21 protein-coding genes are annotated in these 22,446 nt (G+C 55.3%); 7 read left to right on the top strand and 14 right to left on the bottom strand.

From position 1 onward, the window contains the following. Positions 1-5: 5 nt before the first annotated feature. The 5 genes from pepE to Q5705_12010 form a co-directional block, all read right to left on the bottom strand. Complete coding sequence (gene pepE, locus Q5705_11990; protein ID WLI75319.1) at positions 6-698, bottom strand: dipeptidase PepE; 693 nt, start codon at positions 696-698, stop codon at positions 6-8. Positions 699-710: 12 nt separating this feature from the next. Next, positions 711-1,391 carry an AroM family protein gene (locus tag Q5705_11995; protein WLI75320.1) on the bottom strand — a complete coding sequence of 227 codons (681 nt, stop codon included), beginning with the start codon at positions 1,389-1,391 and terminating at the stop codon, positions 711-713. A 1-nt stretch (position 1,392) separates the two neighbouring features. Then, positions 1,393-2,331 carry a DUF1177 domain-containing protein gene (locus Q5705_12000; GenBank protein WLI75321.1) on the bottom strand — a complete coding sequence of 313 codons (939 nt, stop codon included), beginning with the start codon at positions 2,329-2,331 and terminating at the stop codon, positions 1,393-1,395. 24 nt (positions 2,332-2,355) lie between these two features. Continuing rightward, on the bottom strand, positions 2,356-3,897 hold the full coding sequence (locus Q5705_12005) for an OPT/YSL family transporter (GenBank protein ID WLI79022.1): 1,542 nt from the start codon (positions 3,895-3,897) through the stop codon (positions 2,356-2,358). Between the two features lie 115 nt (positions 3,898-4,012). Next, the gene (locus Q5705_12010; GenBank protein ID WLI75322.1) at positions 4,013-4,777 is read right to left on the bottom strand and encodes an IclR family transcriptional regulator; all 765 of its coding nucleotides are present in this window, start codon (positions 4,775-4,777) and stop codon (positions 4,013-4,015) included. A gap of 376 nt (positions 4,778-5,153) precedes the next feature. Here Q5705_12010 and Q5705_12015 point away from each other — a divergent pair, with 376 nt between their 5' ends. The 4 genes from Q5705_12015 to Q5705_12030 all read left to right on the top strand — a co-directional run bounded on the left by Q5705_12015 (position 5,154) and on the right by Q5705_12030 (position 8,116). After that, the gene (locus tag Q5705_12015) at positions 5,154-5,849 is read left to right on the top strand and encodes an amino acid ABC transporter permease (GenBank protein ID WLI75323.1); all 696 of its coding nucleotides are present in this window, start codon (positions 5,154-5,156) and stop codon (positions 5,847-5,849) included. After that, a complete protein-coding gene (locus tag Q5705_12020) occupies positions 5,827-6,597 on the top strand; it encodes an amino acid ABC transporter ATP-binding protein (protein WLI75324.1) in 771 nt (256 codons plus the stop codon). Before Q5705_12015 ends, Q5705_12020 begins: the two co-directional genes overlap by 23 nt. Positions 6,598-6,619: 22 nt before the next feature. Continuing rightward, a complete protein-coding gene (locus Q5705_12025; GenBank protein ID WLI75325.1) occupies positions 6,620-7,393 on the top strand; it encodes an amino acid ABC transporter substrate-binding protein in 774 nt (257 codons plus the stop codon). A gap of 180 nt (positions 7,394-7,573) precedes the next feature. Beyond that, positions 7,574-8,116, top strand: coding sequence for a chorismate mutase (locus Q5705_12030; protein ID WLI75326.1), 543 nt, complete (start codon positions 7,574-7,576; stop codon positions 8,114-8,116). 49 nt (positions 8,117-8,165) lie between these two features. Here Q5705_12030 and ssb1 read toward each other — a convergent pair whose 3' ends face one another. Continuing rightward, positions 8,166-8,696, bottom strand: coding sequence for a single-stranded DNA-binding protein SSB1 (gene ssb1, locus Q5705_12035; GenBank protein ID WLI75327.1), 531 nt, complete (start codon positions 8,694-8,696; stop codon positions 8,166-8,168). Positions 8,697-8,953: 257 nt separating this feature from the next. Between ssb1 and uvrA the strand changes: the two genes are divergently transcribed. Then, positions 8,954-11,779 (top strand): excinuclease ABC subunit UvrA, encoded by a 2,826-nt coding sequence (gene uvrA, locus Q5705_12040; GenBank protein ID WLI75328.1) that lies wholly within the window; start codon positions 8,954-8,956, stop codon positions 11,777-11,779. Here the strand turns inward: uvrA and Q5705_12045 are convergent, their stop codons facing one another. From Q5705_12045 to dnaB, 6 genes are all read right to left on the bottom strand, one after another. Further along, the gene (locus tag Q5705_12045; GenBank protein WLI75329.1) at positions 11,780-12,133 is read right to left on the bottom strand and encodes an MmcQ/YjbR family DNA-binding protein; all 354 of its coding nucleotides are present in this window, start codon (positions 12,131-12,133) and stop codon (positions 11,780-11,782) included. A gap of 3 nt (positions 12,134-12,136) precedes the next feature. Next, a complete protein-coding gene (locus Q5705_12050; GenBank protein ID WLI75330.1) occupies positions 12,137-12,553 on the bottom strand; it encodes a secondary thiamine-phosphate synthase enzyme YjbQ in 417 nt (138 codons plus the stop codon). Positions 12,554-12,652: 99 nt separating this feature from the next. Next, on the bottom strand, positions 12,653-13,363 hold the full coding sequence (gene aphA / locus Q5705_12055) for an acid phosphatase AphA (GenBank protein ID WLI75331.1): 711 nt from the start codon (positions 13,361-13,363) through the stop codon (positions 12,653-12,655). Between the two features lie 197 nt (positions 13,364-13,560). Then, a complete protein-coding gene (tyrB, locus tag Q5705_12060) occupies positions 13,561-14,754 on the bottom strand; it encodes an aromatic amino acid transaminase (GenBank protein ID WLI75332.1) in 1,194 nt (397 codons plus the stop codon). A 104-nt stretch (positions 14,755-14,858) separates the two neighbouring features. After that, positions 14,859-15,938, bottom strand: coding sequence for an alanine racemase (gene alr / locus Q5705_12065; GenBank protein WLI75333.1), 1,080 nt, complete (start codon positions 15,936-15,938; stop codon positions 14,859-14,861). A 145-nt stretch (positions 15,939-16,083) separates the two neighbouring features. Next, positions 16,084-17,490 carry a replicative DNA helicase gene (gene dnaB / locus Q5705_12070; protein WLI75334.1) on the bottom strand — a complete coding sequence of 469 codons (1,407 nt, stop codon included), beginning with the start codon at positions 17,488-17,490 and terminating at the stop codon, positions 16,084-16,086. Positions 17,491-17,553: 63 nt separating this feature from the next. Here dnaB and Q5705_12075 point away from each other — a divergent pair, with 63 nt between their 5' ends. After that, a complete protein-coding gene (locus Q5705_12075; GenBank protein ID WLI75335.1) occupies positions 17,554-18,537 on the top strand; it encodes a quinone oxidoreductase in 984 nt (327 codons plus the stop codon). A gap of 228 nt (positions 18,538-18,765) precedes the next feature. Here Q5705_12075 and dusA read toward each other — a convergent pair whose 3' ends face one another. Continuing rightward, complete coding sequence (dusA, locus tag Q5705_12080) at positions 18,766-19,764, bottom strand: tRNA dihydrouridine(20/20a) synthase DusA (protein WLI75336.1); 999 nt, start codon at positions 19,762-19,764, stop codon at positions 18,766-18,768. A gap of 82 nt (positions 19,765-19,846) precedes the next feature. Continuing rightward, a complete protein-coding gene (traF, locus tag Q5705_12085; GenBank protein ID WLI75337.1) occupies positions 19,847-21,163 on the bottom strand; it encodes a conjugal transfer protein TraF in 1,317 nt (438 codons plus the stop codon). Positions 21,164-21,445: 282 nt separating this feature from the next. On the opposite strand from traF, the gene zur reads away from it, so the two are divergent. Continuing rightward, positions 21,446-21,961: a zinc uptake transcriptional repressor Zur gene (gene zur / locus Q5705_12090; protein WLI75338.1), complete on the top strand. Its 516-nt coding sequence runs from the start codon at positions 21,446-21,448 to the stop codon at positions 21,959-21,961. Positions 21,962-22,446 lie beyond the last annotated feature (485 nt).

The following is a 22,446-nucleotide window of genomic DNA, read 5'->3' on the forward strand; positions in this document are numbered from 1 at the left end:
CCCCCTCAGTAAAAGCGGTGGTCGGCAGCCAGCGGGATCGCCGCTTCATTGGCTTTAAACAGCAATGCCGTTTTCTTGCCGCCCAACTGCGCGTGGCCGTTTTGCACGGAAATCCAGCTCCCTTCCGGTAAGCCGATGACTTCAAGCTTCGGATCGACCACCAGCAGTTCGCGGATCCGCTGCTCGCGGGTTTCGCCCTGATGCCCGGCAGGCAGCGCGTTGGTAAAGTGCGGGTTGATTTGTAACGGCACCAGATTGAGTGCATCCAGCCCACCCGGATCGACAATCGGCATGTCATTGGTGGTACGAATGGTTGGGCAGGCCAGGTTCGCCCCGGCGCTCCAGCCAACGTACAGTGCACCATTACTCACCGCCTGGCGGATCGGTTCGATCAAGCCGCGTTCACGGCAGCTCTTCAGCAGATGAAAGGTATTGCCACCGCCGATCATCACACTATCCGCAGCGGCAATCGCGGCTGCTGCATCATCAACGGTGTGAATACCGGTGATCGAAAGATCCAGCTCCGCCAGCGCCCGCCGGACTTTATCGGTGTAGGCATCATAGCTTTGCGTGACGCCCGCAAAAGGGATAAATACCACCTTGCGACGCCCGCCGAGCTGCGCTTTCAGCAGCGGCAGCGCATAGTGCAGATAATCGCTGCCCGGCAGCACCGAATTACTCAGCAACAACAGGTTCATGTTCGTCTCCTTCTAGAGCAGATTGCGCAGCAGATCGGCCAGCAGCTTATTCGACAGCACCACCGGCAGCGCGACATGGCGCGCACAGATCGCCTGATGCCAGCCGGTGTAACCCATACAGTCGGTCAGGATCACTTCTGCGCCCTGCGCCTCCAGCGAACGGGCCGCAGCGGCGATTTCTGCTTCGCTGGCCGTGTAAGGCGAGGCCACGGCAAAAACCGGGGTCTGTTTTGCGCCGCGCCATTTTTCCAGTTCGCTGGCGATTTGGGATTCCAGCGGCACGAGGATCCCGGCGCGGCGCTTGCCGACCAGCGCATTCAGCGTCGGCGGCAGGATCTGATCCGGCTCAAGAAGCCAGGCTTTCTGGCTGCGTAAGCCGTGAAACTCACCGGTGCACAGAATGGCGATGATCTCGCAGCCTTGCGCTTCCAGCCAGTCGATTTTCTGCTGGAGCGCTTCGCCCACGGCCGGTTTGCCCATGACCACGGCGCGGCCATCGAGCAAACGCGAAGTGAGCAGCGCATCGCCCGGCTGCGGGGCAAAACGCGCCGCGATTTCTGCATCATCCAGCCCGTCGAGTACCCCGGCATGCAGGCAGCTCACCTGCGCCGGTAATGCCGCCTCAAGGATCGGCGTGATGTCGCTGCGCGGTGCCTGGCCGATGGTCAGCGTACCGATTTTGCGGATTGCCATTTCACACCCCCGGCTGGCGTTTTTGCAGATGCGCCAGCGAGCCATACAGAGAGAGCAAACGCTGGTACTCCGCGTTATCAAAGAACTGGCAGGTACCGCGAGTGAACTCTTTCGCCACTTCTACCGCAAATTTGCAGGCCAGCGCGATATCCGTTTCGTGGCTCGCGCCGGTGCCACAGCCCGGCACGACGCTGACGGCGGTGATCGCCACACCGACTACCGGAGCCGCAGTGGCAATCGACGGTTGCAGGATGCTGTTGAGATGGTAAACCCCGTTGCCATAAGGCGTAATGTCCTGGGTGGTAATCGGGAAAGTCACCGGCAATTGACCGGTAGTCATTTCCATTACCCGCAACAGATCGTCTGCAACACGCAGGATATAGCCCTCTTTTACCGTCGGCGAAATGGCAAACCCCTTGTGGTTGATGATGCGGTTGCCTTTGGTGGTATCGATTGAGAGCACCGCATCCATCTCGTCGGAGACTTCCTGCTCGTTCATATCTTCGGTTTCCACCGGCGAATCCATAAAATCGACCGGCTCATGCGGGCGGGTTGGCGCATCCGGGCAGATATGGGTGGTGACAATCACATCGCCTGGCAACGTGTCGCCCTGGCGCTGCATTTCAGCCAGTTTAAGCGCGCTGGCAACGGCCGCAACGGCACCGTCAGCATCGGATACCAGGCCAATACGCCCCAGTCGCGCGCCAATACCGCCCAGTCGCCCGACGATGCCAAGCGTCGGCGCTGTGCCACCACTGCGTTTCCCTTCCGTACCCGGAATCACGATTTTCACGAAGTCGGTGCTGCCTTTCGGGCCGCTTACCGCTTTCACGCTTACCTCAATGTTGCGATAGCCCGCCAGCAGGGTTTTCACCTTTTCGCCGCTGGCATACGCGCTGTCGAGTAACTCAAAGACCTGTAGTGTTTGTTGTAAGCTCATAATATTTTCTCTGATGTTGCGTGATTACTTTTTGCCGCCCGGCAGGACGGAATTAAAGAAGCTGAACAGGGCGTCCCCGGCGATCAGACCCGCCGCCAGCACCTCGATTTTGTTACGCATCGGCTCGCCGCCCGCCCGCAGGACAACGGCGCGAATGGTGATACCAATCATCACCGCCCAGCCTGCAAGCGGGTTATTAATTAACAGCCCCGTTGCCACCATCACCCCCATCTGGCGACCCGGCCCGCCAAGCAACTGGATGATGGCACCCGGAATGGCCCACATCAGCAGGGATTTAGCGATATCAAGCGAAACCCCGGCGTTGATGGCGGCGACATAGACTTTCGCCACCGGCGGCACCAGCCCCTGCGAGAAGTAGTCGCGGAAGATAAACAGCACCACCGGCATGGCAACGACAAAGGCCAGCATGGCGGCAATCAGCTGTTGGCGGCGGCCTTCCAGTTCGAAACGGCTATGTTCGCCTTTACCGCGCAGGATCCAGCCAGCTTTCAGGTCGTACCCCATATCGGCAAACGCCGGGCCGGTGGCGGCGGAAAAGCCACACAGCATCGCCAGCGCTTCCGGCGGGAAGCCAATCAAAATACCGATAAGTAACGTGATGAGCGCCACGGCGAACGCCGGGAACCAGCCAGAGTGCATCGCGGCGAGGCCGACAATCATTTCGTGCAGGAAAGCGGCAAACGCGGCATACAGCATAAAAGCAATCAGCCACGGTAAAGAGAGATGGGCATACAGGCCGCTGCCAAGGGCGATGAGCGCGGAAAGCACAACAAAGCCGAGCGCACCTAAGCGAATGGTTTTGCCAATCTGCTCATTTTGCGCCAGCGGCAGTGCGTCACCGTCGGCGGAAGGTTGTGCTGTCGCTTCAGGCGCCTTTTTGCCAATCAGGCGCGCAATCTGGAATAAGGCAACGACGCCCGCGCCCGCCATCACGCCGTGGGGTATATAGAGTTTGTTGATATCAATGCCGAACAGCGATTCGGAATAGCCGCGCAGCAGGAAACCGATGCCAAGCATACCGAGCGCCCAGATATTGCCGATAAACGCCGTACCCAGCGCGGCCATCGGAAATTTAAACCATGAGCCTACCGCGCCAATCACAATGCCGGTGCCGAGCAGCGCCGCCTGTTTGCCGCCCTGATCCCCGGCTTTAATCGACTCCGCCGCCGCAATGCCCGGCGGCCATGCGCCTTCTGCCGGAAAAATGCGGGTGTTGAACAAACGATAGAGCAACCAGGCATCAAGCAGCATCGCCAGCGACACGCCGATAAACATCGGCATCACCATTTCGTTATGACCAAATAACCACGGAATGGAGATCGGCAGCAGCAGCGAGTTCGCCGCGCCAAAGGTGGCGGCAGACGTCGCGCTCTGCGCCAGGTTCTGGATATGAATCGATCGAAAACGGGCAAAACACTGAAGCGGAATGCGGGCGATGATCATCGCCGCCATTGCGCCAATGATCGCCGTGTTCGGCGTCACGCCAAGGGTGGTGAGGAGCTGTACGCCAATAACAGCGCCAAAGATGCTTAATACCAATAGCATTAACAAAGTGGCCGGTGCAAAAGCACGTGGATGGCTCTCGTGCTTTTCCGGCTGCGTTTCACAAGGGACGGTCTGACTCACGGTTATTCTCCTGGTATTGGCAAAAGGAAAAAAATCAAAGTGGACTGCTCACCTGCGTGTCGCCGGTTTTCCCGGCGATGGCGATGGCGGCCTCTTTCAGTAATGTCGCTATCCGTTGCAACTCTTCAGGGGTGGCAAGCTGTTGTGGGAAAGAGAGGCAGAACGCCACGGCTTCATGGGTGGCCGGGTCGCCGACCGCGCAGCTCACGGAAGCCGTATCGGCGACGGATTCGTTAACCGCTGTCGCATAACCCGCGTCCCGGGTTCGCGCAACAGCGGCAACAAGTTGGCTGACATCCTGTGGGCTACCAGTGAGTTGTGAAACCACCAGCGGGCTGGCGAAGAAATCATGCAATTGGGTATCGGTAAAACGCGCCAGCAGCGCCCGGCCAGTGGAGGTTCCCCAGGCGGGAGAGCGCGAGCCAGGCCAGGTGACGACCGGTAACGCCTGGCGGCCGTGGATCACCCGCAGCACCAGGATCTCCTGGTTATCCAGCATCGAGATATAGCCGGTATAACCGGTGCGTTCGCAAAGGCTGCGCAGCGCGGCATCGACGTGGTCGTTAAGCGTGAGCTGGCGGTTCACCAGGTGCGAGGCCGACATAATTAACGGGCCTGGCAAAAAGGTGCCGTGCACATTGTCTTTTTCGAGATAGCCGTAAGATTCAAGCTGGCTCATCACACGTGAAGCGGTGCTTTTTGGCATACCAAGCTGCTGAATAACATCGCTGATGCGGATCGCCCCCTGGCGCTCCACCATCAATTTCAGGATGCTGGCGGTGGTTTCTAATATGGACATAGCAAGTCTCATTTAATGGGACTACGGTTTCACTAAATGGAACTGCAAGAAAAATGCCAATACGTAATTGACTGAATTGTCTGAATTCGCATCAAAGCGATCATTTTTTACGCACTTTATTGGTGCCCACATTTGGTGCAGTAAAGATTAAAAAACACCCAAATGGTGCAAAGAGGGGGAATTCGCAGCGTGTGACTTGTAGCGAAAAGGCATGCCTTAGTACATTTCGGCCTAACGTTATGCGGATATATTCGTTTTCGCGTTGAGCGCAAAGCATATAATCCGCGTTAATACAGCATCAGAATTATTAACTGAGCTAATAATTTTTTCATTCTGCCAGCGCTTTCTGGCAGCATGTTTTCCCGGAAGGTGCGTAGTGCCAACATGGTTACCCTTAGCGATTGATTCGTTCTGGCCGATGCTATCCGCAGGGCTAAAATTCACCATCCCATTAACGCTTATCTCCTTTATTCTCGGGCTGTCGCTCGGGTTTATTGTCGCGCTGTTGCGGTTGTATGGGCCGGCGTTTTTAAAACCGGTCGTCCGGTTTTATGTCTGGCTGATTCGTGGCACACCTCTGCTGGTACAGTTGTTTTTAATCTTTTACGCGCTGCCCAGCGCCGGGATTACGATTGATGCGTTTCCGGCGGCGGTGATTGGTTTTACGGTCAATATTGGCGCGTATACCTCGGAAGTGATTCGCGCCACGCTGCTCGCCGTGCCGAAAAGCCAGTGGGAAGCAGCACATTCCATCAGCATGACCTGGGCGCAGGCGCTGCGCCGGATAATCCTGCCGCAGGCCGCGCGCATCGCCGTGCCGCCGTTATCCAATACCTTTATCTCACTGGTGAAAGATACCTCGCTGGCCTCGGTCATTACCGTGCCGGAGATGTTTCTCGCCGCGCAACAAATTGCGGCCACGACTTACGAACCGTTAATTTTGTATAGCGAAGCTGCGGTGATTTATCTGTTCTTCAGTTCTGTCTTATCTCACTTGCAGGAGAAGCTGGAACGGAAATTTGCGGGCACGACAAGTAAGGAGAAGGTCAGTGATAACGCTCTCCAGCATTGATAAACGTTTTGACGACAACCGTGTCCTGCGGGATATCAATTTAACAATTGAAGAAGGCACGGTGACCACGTTAATCGGCCCTTCCGGCAGCGGTAAAAGCACGCTATTGCGCTGTATTAACCTGCTGGAAATTCCGCAATCGGGTGAATTAACTATCGGTACTGAGCGCATCACGTTTACGCCGAATGGGCGCATTAAGGGCCATGATATCCGCCGCATTAGCCGCCAGACGGGGATGGTGTTTCAAAACTTTGCGCTGTTTCCGCATATGACCGCTCTCGACAACATCACTGAAGGGCTTGTGACGGTGCATAAATGGGATCGCAACCACGCCCGCAAGCGCGGTGAAGCGCTGCTGGAGAAAGTCGGCATGTTGCACAAGCGCCATGCGCTGCCCAATACGCTTTCTGGCGGCCAGCAACAGCGTGTGGCGATTGCCCGCGCGCTTGCGCCCTCTCCCGCCGTGTTGTTGTGTGATGAGCCAACCTCGGCCCTCGACCCGGAGTTGTCCGGCGAAGTGGTGGCGGTCCTGCGCCAACTCGCGCAGGAAGGGACCACCATGATTATGGCCACGCACGATTTGCGCTTAGCGGCGAATATTGCCAGCCAGGTGGTGTTCCTCGAAGCCGGGGAAATCGTCGAAGCCGGGAGCGCCAGACAACTTTTTTTGGATGCGAAGAAACCCCGGACCGCGGAGTTTATCGCCTCTTTAAGCACTGCGCTCCCGGATATCGGGGCGAATCAATAACACTCATTACGGGGTAACACACATGAAGGCACTCGCAACACTCATTATTGCCGGGGTTATGCAGCTTGGTTTTGCTCACGCGGCGCTGGCACAGGATGACCTGGCAAAAATTCAGTCCGCAGGCGTGCTGAAAATCGGCACCGAAGGCACTTATCCGCCGTTCACCTTCCATAACGCCTCCGGCAAACTGGAAGGGTTTGATGTCGAAATCGGCCAGGAGGTTGCTAAGCGTTTGAAAGTCAACGCACAGTTCGTTGAAGGCAAATGGGATGGGCTAATTGCGGGTATCGATGCGAAGCGTTATGACGCGGTGATTAACCAGGTCGGCATTACGCCGGAACGCCAGAAGAAATATGACTTCTCCGAGCCGTACATCGCATCAAAAGCGGTGCTGATTGTGAACAGCAAAAACAGCGACATTACGCGTTTCGAAGATTTGAAAGGCAAGAAATCTGCCCATTCGCTGACCAGTAACTTTGCGCAGATCGCCCGTAATTACGGCGCGGAGATCGTGCCGACCGACGGCTTCAATCAGTCTGTAGATTTGGTGGTCCAGGGGCGTGCTGACGCGACCATCAACGACAACCTGTCGTTCCTCGATTTCAAAAAACACAAGCCTGACGCACCGGTGAAAATTGTCGCGACGCAGTCCGATGCAGATAAATCCGGCGTGCTTATCCGCAAAGGCAACCCGGAACTGAAAGCAGCGATTGATAAAGCGCTGGAAGAGATCAAAGCTGACGGCACTTACGAACGCATTTCACAGAAATACTTCGGGGCAGATGTGTCGAAATAAGATGTTAATGATGTAACAAAACGAAACCGTAATTTCACTTCGGAATTACGGTTTTTTCGTATAATCACGCGGCTGTAAGATTAGATGTGCACTCTTTTCGCGTACTTACGTGCTTTGATGGTTCGGACATGCCAGAGAAGCATGAGGTGACTTGCCACATTTAACGTCTTCGGAGTGATTATGGATTACAAGCTTTATACCGCCGTGTTGATTCTCGCTGCTGCGAGTGTGTCCGCCACGGCGGCTGCAACAGCCGATAATTCCCCTGGAAAGCTGGTGAATGAACGTTTGTCCTGGATGAAAGATGTCGCCGGGTATAAAGCACAGCATCACCAGGCCATTGAGGATCTGAACCAAGAAAAGAAGGTGCTGGAGAGCGCGACTGCGGATGCTGAGTCGCTGGGGTTAAAAGGCGAGAGCGTAAAGCCCTTTATCCAGGCGCAAATGGACGCCGCAAAGGCTATTCAGTACCGATATCGTGCCGACTGGCTGGCCGCGCCGGAACCCGACTGGCAGCCTCGCCCGCTTCCTGAAGCGCGGGCGCAAATCGGCCAACTCAGCGACCGTATTCTGCAAAGTGTGGCGGCACGGTTAACGTCCGGGCAGCCTCTGACGGAACAAGACCGAGAGACGTTTATGAAAGCCGTGCAGCAGAAGAATTTACATGAGCAGGATAAGCAGCGGATCTGGGAGACGATGAAAGGGATTGCGTTGAAGGATTAAGTAAAAACCCCGCCGGAAAGCGGGGTTTTACGTTTTCTGTTAGCGAAACTCAGAACGGGATATCGTCGTCGAAGTCCATCGGCGGTTCGTTAGACGGTGCCGGTGCGGATTGCTGCTGCGGACGAGACTGCGCGCCGCCGCTGAACTGGTTGTTATTGCCGCCCTGCGGCTGCTGAGGCTGACCCCAACCGCCCTGTTGCTGGCCGCCGCCAGCCGGTGCGCCGCCGCCCTGGCGACCGCCCAACATCTGCATGGTACCGCCAACGTTCACCACCACTTCGGTGGTGTATTTTTCCTGACCGGACTGATCGGTCCATTTGCGGGTACGCAACTGGCCTTCGATATAAACCTGAGAGCCCTTACGCAGATATTCACCGGCCACTTCGGCCAGCTTGCCAAACAGCACAACGCGGTGCCATTCAGTCTGCTCTTTTGTCTCACCGGTCTGCTTATCACGCCAGGATTCGGAAGTAGCCAGCGTAATGTTGGCAACTGCGCCACCACTCGGCATATAGCGTACTTCCGGGTCCTGGCCCAGATTACCGACGAGAATCACCTTGTTTACGCCTCTGCTGGCCATGATCGTGTCTCCTGAAAACGTTTCTTAGTAGTGTAAACACGCGAGTGTACCATTTCCATGTAGCATTTTGATAGCTGCGAAGCGTGTTCCAAAGATCTCTCGCGGACTGCGCATTTTGACATACCTGCGCGGAAGATGCATTCAGATACTGTATATTCATTCAGGTTAAATTGTGTCATAATTAGCCGTTTGTGACCGCCGGTTGTCCTTCAAACACACCAGGCAAAACGTGTTCCTCCGGGTAAAAGGTGAATGGATTGGATAAGATAGAAGTACGGGGCGCGCGCACCCATAATCTCAAAAACATCAACCTCGTCATCCCTCGCGACAAACTGATTGTTGTCACCGGGCTGTCGGGATCGGGCAAATCCTCGTTGGCTTTCGATACGCTCTATGCTGAAGGGCAGCGTCGCTACGTGGAGTCCCTCTCTGCTTATGCCCGTCAGTTTCTGTCGCTGATGGAAAAACCGGACGTTGACCATATTGAAGGTCTGTCGCCCGCTATCTCCATTGAGCAAAAGTCGACCTCGCACAACCCGCGTTCAACCGTTGGCACCATAACCGAGATCCATGATTACCTGCGTCTGCTGTATGCGCGCGTGGGTGAACCGCGTTGCCCGGATCACGGCGTTCCACTGGCGGCACAAACTGTCAGCCAGATGGTGGATAACGTGCTGTCGCAGCCGGAAGGCAAGCGCCTGATGCTGCTGGCACCGGTCATCAAAGAGCGTAAAGGCGAACATACTAAAACCCTGGAAAACCTGGCAAGCCAGGGGTATATCCGCGCTCGTATCGATGGCGAAGTTTGCGATCTGTCCGATCCGCCAAGTCTCGAACTGCAAAAGAAACACACCATTGAAGTGGTGATTGACCGCTTCAAAGTCCGTAACGATCTGGCCCAGCGGCTGGCGGAATCTTTTGAAACCGCGCTGGAACTCTCCGGCGGTACGGCGATCGTTGCCGATATGGACGAGCCTGACACCGAAGAGCTGCTATTCTCGGCGAACTTTGCCTGCCCGATTTGCGGCTACAGCATGCGCGAGCTGGAACCGCGCCTGTTCTCGTTTAACAACCCGGCGGGCGCATGCCCGACCTGTGATGGTCTGGGCGTACAGCAATATTTCGATCCCGATCGCGTCATCCAGAACCCGGAGCTGTCGCTGGCCGGTGGCGCAATCCGCGGCTGGGATCGCCGTAACTTCTACTATTTCCAGATGCTGAAATCGCTGGCCGATCACTACAAATTTGACGTCGAAGCGCCGTGGGAAAGCCTCAACGCTAACGTGCAGAAAGTGATCCTGTTCGGCTCAGGAAAAGAGTCTATTGAGTTCAAATATATGAACGATCGCGGCGACACTTCCGTGCGCCGTCACCCGTTCGAAGGCGTGCTGCACAATATGGAGCGCCGCTACAAAGAGACAGAATCGAGCGCCGTGCGCGAAGAGCTGGCGAAGTTCATCAGCAACCGTCCATGCGCGACCTGTGAAGGAACGCGCCTGCGTCGCGAAGCGCGCCATGTTTTTGTAGAAGATACGCCGCTGCCGACCATTTCCGATATGAGCATCGGCCATGCGATGGACTTCTTCAACAACCTGAAACTTTCCGGTCAGCGCGCAAAAATCGCTGAAAAGGTGCTCAAAGAGATTGGCGATCGTCTGAAATTCCTCGTCAATGTCGGTCTGAACTACCTGACGCTTTCCCGCTCGGCAGAAACCCTTTCCGGCGGCGAAGCGCAGCGTATTCGCCTGGCAAGCCAGATTGGCGCAGGCCTGGTGGGCGTGATGTACGTGCTGGATGAGCCGTCCATCGGTCTGCATCAGCGCGACAACGAGCGCCTGCTGGGTACGCTTGTCCATCTGCGCAATCTCGGTAACACGGTGATTGTCGTTGAGCACGACGAAGATGCCATTCGCGCGGCAGACCACGTGATCGATATCGGCCCTGGCGCGGGCGTGCACGGCGGCCAGGTGGTAGCAGAAGGCCCGCTGGAGGCGATCATGGCGGTGCCGGAATCCCTTACCGGCCAGTACATGAGCGGCAAGCGTAAAATCGAGGTGCCGAAAGCGCGCGTAAAAGCCGATCCGCAAAAAGTGCTGAAACTGACTGGCGCGCGCGGCAACAACCTGAAAGACGTGACGCTGACGCTGCCGGTGGGTCTGTTCACCTGCATCACCGGCGTTTCCGGTTCCGGGAAATCGACGCTGATCAACGACACGCTGTTCCCTATCGCCCAGCGTCAGTTGAACGGTGCGACCATCGCTGAACCTGCGCCATACCGTGAGGTTCACGGGCTGGAGCATTTCGATAAAGTGATTGATATCGACCAAAGCCCGATCGGCCGTACGCCGCGCTCCAACCCGGCAACCTACACCGGCGTCTTTACACCGGTGCGCGAGCTGTTCGCGGGCGTGCCGGAATCCCGTTCACGCGGCTACACGCCGGGGCGTTTTAGCTTTAACGTGCGCGGCGGGCGCTGTGAAGCCTGCCAGGGCGACGGCGTTATCAAAGTCGAAATGCACTTTCTGCCGGACATTTATGTGCCGTGCGACCAGTGCAAAGGCAAGCGCTATAACCGCGAAACGCTGGAGATCAAATACAAAGGCAAGACCATCCACGAAGTGCTGGATATGACTATCGAAGAAGCGCGTGAGTTCTTTGATGCCGTCCCGGCGCTGGCGCGTAAGCTGCAAACGCTGATGGATGTCGGTCTGACCTATATTCGTCTCGGCCAGTCGGCGACGACGCTTTCCGGTGGTGAAGCCCAGCGCGTGAAGCTGGCGCGCGAGCTGTCGAAACGCGGCACCGGGCAGACGCTCTATATTCTCGACGAACCGACCACCGGCCTGCACTTTGCCGATATTCAGCAGTTGCTGGATGTGCTGCATCAGTTGCGGGATCAGGGCAACACTATTGTGGTGATTGAGCACAACCTGGACGTGATTAAAACCGCGGACTGGATTGTCGATCTCGGCCCGGAAGGTGGCAGCGGCGGTGGGGAAATTCTGGTCTCTGGTACGCCGGAAACCGTCGCCGAATGCGAAGCGTCGCACACGGCGCGATTCCTGAAACCGATGCTGAAATAGTCAAACTGAAAGCTGTTGCCGGACATTCTCCGGCAACAGCTCAATTGCCTGCTGGTATGAGACATCGACCAGAGAGTAGATCTGCGAATCCAGCAACGAACCGTCAAGGTAAACCGTGCTCCAGTGCGCTTTGTTTAAATGGCGACTGGGGCGCACATCTTTATGCTGCTCACGCAAAAGCTCCGCCAGCTCCGGGCTGGTTTTCAGCGACGCCGCCGGGCGGCCTTCCACCTCTTTCACCATCGCGAACAGTACATCCGCAACTTTTATTTGCGTGGCTTTCCAGTCGCTGTGAACGCTCTGTTCAGCGCCAGGTTTCGCCATGCAATACTGTAACAACTCCGAAATTGTCATCGTTTATTCCCCTTGTAGTGTCGCGATAATCCTCCGCGAACCGCCGTGGATGCGATGCTCTCCCAGCCAAATCCCCTGCCATGTGCCAAGCAACACGCGCCCGTTCTGCACAGGTAACAGCAGTGAAACGCCAAGGGTTGAGGATTTGATATGCGACGGCATATCATCCGGCCCTTCATAATCATGCTCATACGGTGCGTTGTCCGGCACGGCGTTTAAAAAGTGGCGCTCCATATCGTGGCGCACGGTGGGATCGCAATTTTCATTCAGGGTGAGAGAAGCGGAAGTGTGCTGAAGCAGCAGGTGTAACAAACCGGTTTTTACGCCCGACAGCGCGTGAATTTGCCCGAGAACCTCATCTGTGACCAGATGAAACCCGCGCGATTTTTCGCTAAGCGTAAGCGTTTGTTGATGCCACATTTGCTGCTCCTTTTGGAAAATGAATCCCTGTAAGTGTGCAGCATGTCGCCAAAAGGGGAAACCCGACCGCCCGATTTAGTTTAAAAAAGCGGCAAAACATTAATACTCTGAATCGACAATCACTTCTTCACCCAGCGCGCCCGCCTGCGGCAAAGGCCGGTAAGTCGAATTGGAGGCGCGCAGCACGCGAACAGGCCGGGCTTCGCTTTCGCGAGCGGCGGAGATGTCGCTGTCTGAATCACCGTAAAAAACGCGGATCTGCTTCGCCTTCAGCCATTGGGTTTTCGTGTTCTGGCCTGGCTTGACGCCAGCGAAAATAACCGGGGTCATATTGACGGCAGGAATAAGGAAATCATCCTGGAGGGTTTTCGTTACGGTTTCTGTTTTGGTCGGGCTTCGCCCGGTGATGAAAAACAGCGTATCGCCACGCTTCACGTGCATAGCTATTAACTGGCGTGCCACCTCTTTCGGGATACTGAATTCATCCCAGCCGTTATTCATTTTTTCCCAGAACGCCGGGTTGTGCAGGTAATCGTCACTGTCGGGAGACCAGGTTTTCTTCCCACGCCAGAAGCCGGGGCTGGAGAAAAGCACCGTGTCGTCGATATCAAATCCCACCGCCATTGGCGGGCGCTCAAGCAGTGAGCGTTCGATTTGTGCCACGGAAACCCAGTGAATCGGTGCCTGTTCGGCCAGTTTTGCAACGTTAGTTCCATCAGAGACGGGGCCAGGCGCAGAGGCATACACAGCAACACTACTAATGGCCATCCATAAGCAGGCAGCGCCAAAGGCGCGCGTGAGCTTTCGCATATTTATCCCTAAATTATCAGTTTGTTATATTTTATAAATGGTGCGAATGGTCAAAATCTTACCAGACCATAACCCCAGCGGCGGGTTAAAAAAAGGGATTTCTGTGGAATATCCATAGATTAAGAGAATACAGAGGAAGGTGATCCCCTGCAAAAGCGCAGAGGATCGGGTAATCAATGAACAAGATAAGTAAGTACTTACATAACAGCGGCGAATGCTTGCGCCACACGATGCACGTTACGGCTATTCAGCCCAGCCACGCACATGCGGCCGCTTGAAAGCAGATAAATGCCAAACTCTTCGCGTAAACGATCAACCTGGGCCGCACTCAGGCCGGTGTAGCTAAACATGCCGCGCTGCCTGATCAGGTAATCAAAATTACCACCCGGAATTGCCTCTTTCAGCACGGTGACAAGCTCCTGACGCATCGCCAGAATACGCGTACGCATGGCTTCCACTTCCGCCAGCCACGAGGCTTTTAAACCCGCATCACTCAACACTGCTGCTACCAGTTGCGCACCATAACTCGGCGGGCTGGAGTAGTTGCGGCGCACGGTCGCTTTTAACTGCCCCAGCACGCGGCCTGCGGCTTCGGTATCTTCACAGACCACAGAAAGCCCGCCGATGCGCTCGCCATACAGGGAGAAAATTTTAGAGAACGAGTTGCTGACCAGCGCGGGCAGCCCGGCGTGCGCAACCGCGCGGATGGCGTAAGCATCTTCTTCCATGCCCGCACCGAAACCTTGATACGCAATGTCGAGGAACGGGATCAGGTTACGCGCTTTCAGCACTTCCACCACCTGGTCCCACTGGTCGTTGGTCAGATCCGCGCCGGTCGGGTTATGACAGCAAGGATGCAACAGCACAATGCTCTGCTCCGCGAGGGTGTTCAGTTTTTCCAGAAACGCCGCGAAACGCACGCCGTTGGTGGTGGCGTCGTACCACGGGTAAGTGTTTACTTCGAAACCCGCGCCTTCAAAAATGGCGACATGGTTTTCCCAAGTGGGATCGCTTACCCAGACGCCGGAGTTGGGAAAGTAACGTTTCAGAAAATCGGCGCCGATTTTCAGTGCGCCTGAGCCGCCAAGCGTCTGGATGGTGGCCACGCGTTTTTGCGCCAGCACCGGGTGATCGGCACCAAACAGCAGCGGCGCGATGGTGTGAAGATAGCTGTTCAGCCCTTCCATTGGCAGATAGACCGATGCGCCGTGCTGCTGCGCATTAAGACGCGCTTCGGCTTCGGCAACCGCTTGCAGACGCGGAATAATCCCCTCTTCGTCGTAATAGAGCCCGATACTGAGGTTCACTTTGTCGCTGCGCGGATCTTCTTTGAAGCGCTCCATTAATGAGAGGATCGGGTCGCCGGCATAGGCGTCAACTTTCTGAAACACGCTTGTCTTCTCCAGGTTTACAGTAGGCAGGACCTCCACAATAAACTGGAAGCCGGGGAAGATCGAGAGGAGCAGCGCTTTCCCGCTCAGGAAAGCGCTAAGCATTAATCGATATAGCGAAGCGTCGCCCTTGATGTCAGGCGCGTAATAAGTTCGTAAGCACTCACATTTGTGGCTTGCGCGATGCGCTCGACGGGCAAACCTTCGCCCCACAGCACAACTTCATCGCCCGCTTTGTCCTGCGCATCGGGGCCGAGATCGACACAAATCATGTCCATGGCAACACGACCGACAATCGGCACTTCACGCCCGTTGACCAGCACCGGCGTACCGGACGGCGCAGCGCGCGGGTAGCCATCGCCATAGCCCATCGCCACCACGCCCAAACGAGTGTCGCGCGCGCTTTCCCACGTGCCGCCGTAACCCACCGGATCGCCCGCTTTATGCTCGCGTACGGCAATCAGTTGTGAGGTCAAAGTCATCACCGGCTGGAAGCCAAAATCCGTCCCCCAAGGTTTACTCTCGAGCGGCGAAACGCCGTACAAAATAATGCCGGGACGCACCCAGTCGAAATGGGATTGCGGCCACAGCAGTATTCCGCCCGACGCGGCAATCGACCGCAAGCCAGGCTTGCCATCGGTAAAGGTAGTGAAGAGATCGAGCTGGCGTTCTGTTGCGCCGCATTCCGGCTCATCAGCGCGGGCAAAGTGGCTGGCGATGTTCACCGGCTGGCGCACGTTTTTGCACTGTGACAAGCGGGTATAAAACGCTTGCGCTTCATGAGGATGCACGCCGAGGCGGTGCATGCCGGTGTCGAGTTTCATCCACACATTGACCGGCTCTGTTAGCGTGGCTGTTTCCAGTGCTTCGAGCTGTTCAATGCTGTGAATAACAGTATGGAGCCGGTGTTCAGCGACCAGGGGCAGATCGCTGGCGGCGAAGAAACCTTCCAGTAACAGGATCGGCTGCGTAATGCCGCCTGCGCGCAGTTGCAGGGCTTCTTCAAGACGGGAGACACCGAAAGCATCGGCATCGGGGAGCGTTCGCGCGGTCTCGAGAAGACCGTGTCCATAGGCGTTCGCTTTCACGACCGCAACCAGGCGGCTGGCGGGAGCCAGTTCGCGCAGGCGTTGCAGATTGTGTCGCAGAGCGCGGCGGTTAACTACTACGGTTGCCGCTTGCATTTAAATTCCTTTGTAAATCTGGCTTCAAAATCATTCGTGTTGCAGGAAGGCGACAAGCTCGTGAATCCCCGTGAGCTTAGTAAACTAAGTGACCGGGGTGAGCGAGCGCAGTCAACGCACCTGTAGCGCGAAGGATGAAGAAGATTTATTCGTCGTCATATTGTGGCCCCGCATAATTATCAAAACGCGACCACTGCCCGTTAAATGTCAGACGTACCGTCCCAATCGGGCCGTTACGCTGCTTACCAATAATGATTTCGGCGATGCCTTTTAAGTCACTGTTTTCGTGATAAACCTCATCACGGTAGATAAACATGATTAAGTCGGCATCCTGCTCGATAGAGCCGGATTCACGCAGATCGGAGTTGACCGGGCGTTTATCCGCGCGCTGTTCCAGCGAGCGGTTAAGCTGCGACAGCGCCACCACCGGCACCTGTAACTCTTTCGCCAGTGCCTTCAGCGAGCGGGAAATTTCCGCGATTTCCAGCGTACGGTTGTCCGACAGCGACGGCACGCGCATCAGTTGCAGGTAGTCGATCATGATAAGCCCGATCCCGCCGTGTTCGCGGGCGATACGTCGCGCGCGGGAACGCACTTCTGTCGGCGTCAGGCCGGACGAGTCATCGATATAGATGTTGCGTTTTTCCAGCAGAATGCCCATGGTGCCGGAAATGCGCGCCCAGTCTTCGTCATCCAGCTGGCCGGTACGAATGCGGGTCTGATCCACACGCGACAGCGACGCAAGCGAACGCATCATGATCTGCTCTGAGGGCATTTCAAGACTGAAGATAAGTACTGGCTTATCCTGTAGCATCGCCGCGTTTTCGACGAGGTTCATCGCAAATGTCGTTTTACCCATCGACGGACGAGCAGCGACGATGATCAAATCCGAAGGCTGCAAACCGGCGGTCTTTTTATTGAGGTCATCGTAGCCGGTATTCACGCCGGTCACGCCATCGTGCGGTTGCTGGAATAACAGCTCAATACGCGCCACGGTGGCTTCGAGGACATCGGCGATGTTTTTCGGGCCTTCATCTTTATTCGCGCGGCTTTCGGCAATCTTGAATACCCGCGACTCCGCCAAATCCAGCAGATCTTCGCTGGTGCGCCCTTGCGGATCAAAACCGGCGTTGGCGATTTCATTCGCCACGGAGATCATTTCGCGAACAACGGCGCGTTCACGCACGATATCTGCATAAGCGCTGATGTTCGCCGCACTTGGCGTATTTTTGGACAGCTCAGCCAGGTACGCAAAACCGCCGCAAATATCCAGTTGGCCTTGTTGCTCCAGCGATTCCGCCAGCGTGATCAGGTCGATGGGTTTGCCCATCTCCTGGAGGCGGTGCATTTCCGTAAAAATATGGCGATGCTGGCGGGTATAGAAGTCGTCGGAAACCACGCGCTCGGCGACGTCGTCCCAGCGCTCGTTATCCAGCATTAAACCGCCCAACACCGACTGCTCCGCTTCGATTGAATGCGGAGGAACTTTCATCCCCTCGAGCTTCTGGTCGCGGGGTTCAGCCTGTTTGTTGAAGGGTTTATTTCCTGCCATAGTGAAAGGAGTTATCCGGGTAATGAATGGGTTGAGAGATTATCACAGATCAGGAGAGTGAACATGGCGACGAGAATAGAATTTCACAAGCATGGCGGGCCTGAAGTGTTAAATGCGGTAAAGTTCACCCCCGCTGCCCCCTCTGAAAATGACGTGCAGGTGGAAAATAAAGCCATTGGTATCAACTACATTGATACTTATATTCGCAGCGGGCTCTACCCGCCACCGTCGTTACCAAGCGGGCTGGGTACGGAAGCCGCCGGGGTAGTGAGCAAAGTGGGCAGCGGCGTGACGCGGGTAAAAGTGGGCGATCGCGTGGTGTATGCGCAATCCGGGCTGGGGGCTTACAGTTCGGTGCATAACGTTCCTGCCGACAAAGTTGCCGTTCTGCCGAATGCCATCTCTTTCGAACAGGCTGCCGCCTCGTTCCTCAAAGGATTAACGGTGTTTTATCTGCTGCGCAAAACCTACGAAATCAAACCTGATGAAATCTTCCTGTTTCACGCTGCTGCTGGCGGCGTCGGGCTGATTGCCTGCCAGTGGGCGAAAGCGCTTGGCGCGAAGTTGATCGGGACTGTCGGTTCCGCGCAAAAAGCGCAACGGGCACAGCAGGCGGGCGCCTGGCAGGTGATCAACTACAGCGAAGAGAACGTCGTTGAGCGGGTGAAAGAACTGACCGGCGGTAAAAAAGTGAGCGTGGTCTACGATTCGGTGGGGAAAGATACCTGGGAAACTTCCCTCGATTGCCTGCGCCGTCGCGGGTTGATGGTCAGTTTCGGCAACTCTTCCGGGCCGGTGACCGGCGTGAATCTTGGCATTCTTAACCAGAAAGGTTCGCTCTACGCGACCCGCCCTTCCCTGAATGGCTACGTCACCACCTATGAAGAGCTCCAGGAAGCCAGCAATGAGTTGTTTTCGCTGATCGCCAGTGGGGTCATCAAAGTGGATGTATCAGAAGAGCAGAAGTTCGCGCTGAAAGATGCGCAGCGGGCGCATGAAATGTTAGAGAGCCGCTCCACGCAGGGTTCGAGCCTGCTGATCCCTTAAGCTATCTCCTTGAAAGAATTAGGGCTTCCCGCGGGAAGCCCTTTCTTTTTTAGTTCGGCTGCATTGTAGGGTACAGCTCGATGAATTCGTAACGCCGCGATAGTGACAGATTTGATATCTAAATCCTATTCGGTTCTAAGCAATGTGCCTGGAAATGTCTCCAGGATGTGATGAACCGCTCAATACTTTAGTAACGTCCACAGTTATTGCGTTGATAACGTGGAAGCTTTATCGCTTCGATGCCACCAGATTCAGCGCATGCTCGACCACATTGATATCAGCCCCCGCTTTGTGGGCATTCTCACTCAGGTAACGACGCCATTGACGCGCACCCGGCACGCCCTGGAACAGGCCCAGCATATGGCGCGTAATATGGCCGAGATAAGCGCCCTGGCTCAGTTCGCGCTCAATATAGGGATACATGGCACGCACCACTGCCACCGGATCGGCATCTGCGCTATTCACACCAAAAATTTCACGGTCCACCGACGCCAGCATGCCCGGGTTCTGGTAGGCTTCGCGCCCGACCATTACGCCGTCCATCTGTTCGAGGTGCGCTTTGGCTTCTTCCAGCGTTTTAATGCCGCCGTTGATCGACATCATTAAGTGGGGAAAATCGCGTTTGAGTTGGTAAACGCGCGGGTAATCAAGCGGCGGAATTTCGCGGTTCTCTTTCGGGCTCAGACCGGAAAGCCAGGCTTTACGGGCGTGAATAATGAAGCTTTCGCACTCGCCTTTACCGGCTACGGTGCCAATAAAATCGCAAAGAAATTCGTAGCTGTCCTGCTCGTCAATGCCAATACGCGTTTTTACCGTCACTGGAATGGAAACCACATCGCGCATCGCTTTGATACAGTCTGCCACCAGTTGCGCTTCACCCATCAGGCAGGCACCGAAACGGCCGTTCTGCACGCGATCCGACGGGCAGCCGACGTTGAGGTTGATTTCATCATACCCGCGCGTTTCAGCCAGCTTCGCACAGTGAGCAAGCTGCGCCGGGTCGCTGCCGCCAAGCTGCAATGCCACCGGATGCTCTTCTTCGCTGTAGGCCAGATAATCCCCTTTGCCATGAATAATCGCGCCGGTGGTCACCATTTCGGTATACAGCAGCGTCTGGCGTGACAACAGGCGCAAAAAGTAGCGGCAATGCCGGTCCGTCCAGTCGAGCATGGGGGCAATAGAGAAACGATGAGCAGGAAAAGTTGAGGACGGTTTTTCTGGCAGCATGGCGAATAATTAAGCATCAAGTGAAAAAGGGGCGTAACTATAGCACAGGCAAAACCGGAGGCGCAGCGCCTCCGGTTAATCATCAGAAAGTCATGCTCAGCTGCGCGCCTGCACCCCAGGTTTCATCTTCGCCAACCAGGCCCATCAGATCGATGTGCACACGGTTGAACGGCGCGAAACCAACACCGCCGGTGAAGACGTTTTTGTCATCGCCTTTTACATCTGCGCGGTAACCGGCGCGAACTGCCAGCCAGTTAAGCGGACGCACTTCAGCACCGACACCAACGTATTGCGAGTTTTTCTCGCTTTTAAAGCCTTTAGTCTCGGTTAAATCACCGTCTGCGCTCAGGGTCACCAGATCGTTGTGCCAGGCCGCCCCGGCGGTGACGATCGGGCTAATCTGGTAGGTGTCTTTGTAATTGCGAACTTCCCCGGTTCTGCCGTTACGAATAAGCACTTCCTGGGTATCGATATTACGGGAAACGAGGTTCTGTCCGGTTAAACCGACCGTCACGTTCTTGCCGAAATCTGCGGCCAGGCCAACATCAACGTTAAATCCGGTGTTATCGCGACGATAACGGCTGCTGTTCCAGTCATCGCTGTCGTAGTCGTAAATCGACGCCGTGTAGTTGTAGACCCAGGTTTTTTGCAGTTTCGGCGTGACGCCCACGGAGAGCGGTACTCCGCCGACATCAAACTGGCGAGCCAGCGCGATACCAAAATCGGTTACGATGGCGGCACGACCCGATGCGGTCGAGTTCAGGTTGCGCGTGATCTCATCGCTGCCGTCCGGTGACAATGCTGCGCCCAGCGCCTCGCGCAGCGCAACAGCGTCGCTGTTCTGGATGCTACGCAGATAATCGATATCTTGCTGATCGATATTCGAGCTAACGCGGGCATGAGCGTACGCTTTGGTTACAAAGGCCGCGGACAGCACATCGTTGGGAATACTGACTGCGATCCCGGCTGCGGCTTTCGCCTGAGCCGTTTTGCCGCGGAGATAGACCAGCTCATCGGCCAGATCTTTTGCCGCATTCTGGAATTGGTCTAGTGTGCCAAAGGGGTCGGCAATAATATCTGCCGCGTTAAGATTATCGACAACATCTTTATACTGATCGACTTTGTCATTGATGTAATCAATTTCATCACGCAAATTGTCCTTATCCGAAATTTGCGCCTGAACACTCGGAAGAATAACGGTTATATCGTCTTCCGGCTGTGCTTTTGCCAGCAACGCCGGGTTAATTAATGCTCCACTGCCATAATTTGCGGACGCAACACCCGTCCCCCCCATTGCATCGTTACGCGCTTCCGCCCAGGTATTGGCTGCACCTGCCTGATTTGCCACAAAAAAAGAGACAGCGATAGCGACCACCGAAAGTTTGCATTTTTTTTTCACAGTATGTTTCTCGTAGCCAGATGAGTATTAAAACCTGTTAGTTTTTGCCCAAACAGGAATGCATTATTGCTGTGAATAAAAGGAGAAAAGAGAACTTACTTTGCCGAACGCGTTGTCGCGCACGGCTATTATTTTTTTACAAATGGCACTCATTATTTATAGAAGACGATATCTGTTTCGTGAAGAAAACAGAGAAAAGGAGATTGCGGGCGCCAGTCTCGGCGTTTTGGGCAGGACATGGTAGAGTGTGATCCTTGTGTTTCCACCAACCAGAGAACGCCTATGGATAAGACCACTTCGCAAGAGATGTTAGTGCAGGCTGAAAAGCTGTGCGCACAGCGCAACGTGCGCCTGACTCCGCAGCGTCTGGAAGTTTTACGCTTATTGAGCCTGCAACAAGGGGCCATCAGCGCGTACGATTTGCTTGATCTGCTGCGCGAAAGCGAACCGCAGGCGAAACCGCCCACGGTGTATCGCGCGCTGGATTTTCTGCTGGAGCAAGGCTTTGTGCATAAGGTGGAATCAACAAACAGCTATGTGCTGTGCCATCTTTTTGACCAACCGACGCACACCTCTGCGATGTTTATTTGCGATCGCTGCGGTTCAGTGAAAGAAGAGCAGGCGGAAGGGGTGGAAGATATTATGCACGCGCTGGCAGCGAAGATGGGCTTTGCCCTGCGCCATAACGTGATTGAAGCGCACGGTTTATGCGCGGCCTGTGTGGAAGTGGAATCCTGCCGACATCATGACCATTGCCATCACGATCACAGCCTTCAGATCAAAAAGAAACCGCGTTAATTTTTATCTTTCAGATAGAAATCCCAAAATATTTCGCGTTTTAGCAAGGCGGCAAGCGCACGAATCATGGGGAGCATACATAAGTATGTGACCCATGTGAGTAAGCGCAGCCAACGCAGATAAAACGGGAAAGAGGAAGGGATTGGGGAGCATACACAAGTATGTGACCCATGTGAGTAAGCGCACCCAACGCAGATAAAACGGGAAAGAGGAAGGGATTGGGGAGCATACACAAGTATGTGACCCATGTGAGTAAGCGCAGCCAACGCAGATAAAACGGGAAAGATGAAGGGATTGGGGAGCATACACAAGTATGTGACCCATGTGAGTAAGCGCAGCCAACGCAGATATAACGGGAAAGATTATGGGAATGGCGAGCATACACAAGTATGTGACCCATGTGAGTAAGCGCTGCCAACGCAGATAAAACGGGAAAGATGAAGGGATTGGGGAGCATACATACGTATGTGACCCATGTGAGTAAG

The sequence above is a fragment of the Kosakonia sp. H02 genome (genome assembly GCA_030704225.1).
Lineage (GTDB): Bacteria > Pseudomonadota > Gammaproteobacteria > Enterobacterales > Enterobacteriaceae > Kosakonia.

Coding starts and splice junctions, on each gene's coding strand:
- pepE (WLI75319.1), bottom strand. CDS start 698: ATGAACCTGTTGTTGCTGAGTAATTCGGTGCTGCCGGGCAGCGATTAT.
- Q5705_11995 (WLI75320.1), bottom strand. CDS start 1,391: ATGGCAATCCGCAAAATCGGTACGCTGACCATCGGCCAGGCACCGCGC.
- Q5705_12000 (WLI75321.1), bottom strand. CDS start 2,331: ATGAGCTTACAACAAACACTACAGGTCTTTGAGTTACTCGACAGCGCG.
- Q5705_12005 (WLI79022.1), bottom strand. CDS start 3,897: ATGCTATTGGTATTAAGCATCTTTGGCGCTGTTATTGGCGTACAGCTC.
- Q5705_12010 (WLI75322.1), bottom strand. CDS start 4,777: ATGTCCATATTAGAAACCACCGCCAGCATCCTGAAATTGATGGTGGAG.
- Q5705_12025 (WLI75325.1), top strand. CDS start 6,620: ATGAAGGCACTCGCAACACTCATTATTGCCGGGGTTATGCAGCTTGGT.
- Q5705_12030 (WLI75326.1), top strand. CDS start 7,574: ATGGATTACAAGCTTTATACCGCCGTGTTGATTCTCGCTGCTGCGAGT.
- ssb1 (WLI75327.1), bottom strand. CDS start 8,696: ATGGCCAGCAGAGGCGTAAACAAGGTGATTCTCGTCGGTAATCTGGGC.
- Q5705_12045 (WLI75329.1), bottom strand. CDS start 12,133: ATGACAATTTCGGAGTTGTTACAGTATTGCATGGCGAAACCTGGCGCT.
- Q5705_12050 (WLI75330.1), bottom strand. CDS start 12,553: ATGTGGCATCAACAAACGCTTACGCTTAGCGAAAAATCGCGCGGGTTT.
- aphA (WLI75331.1), bottom strand. CDS start 13,363: ATGCGAAAGCTCACGCGCGCCTTTGGCGCTGCCTGCTTATGGATGGCC.
- alr (WLI75333.1), bottom strand. CDS start 15,938: ATGCAAGCGGCAACCGTAGTAGTTAACCGCCGCGCTCTGCGACACAAT.
- dnaB (WLI75334.1), bottom strand. CDS start 17,490: ATGGCAGGAAATAAACCCTTCAACAAACAGGCTGAACCCCGCGACCAG.
- Q5705_12075 (WLI75335.1), top strand. CDS start 17,554: ATGGCGACGAGAATAGAATTTCACAAGCATGGCGGGCCTGAAGTGTTA.
- dusA (WLI75336.1), bottom strand. CDS start 19,764: ATGCTGCCAGAAAAACCGTCCTCAACTTTTCCTGCTCATCGTTTCTCT.
- zur (WLI75338.1), top strand. CDS start 21,446: ATGGATAAGACCACTTCGCAAGAGATGTTAGTGCAGGCTGAAAAGCTG.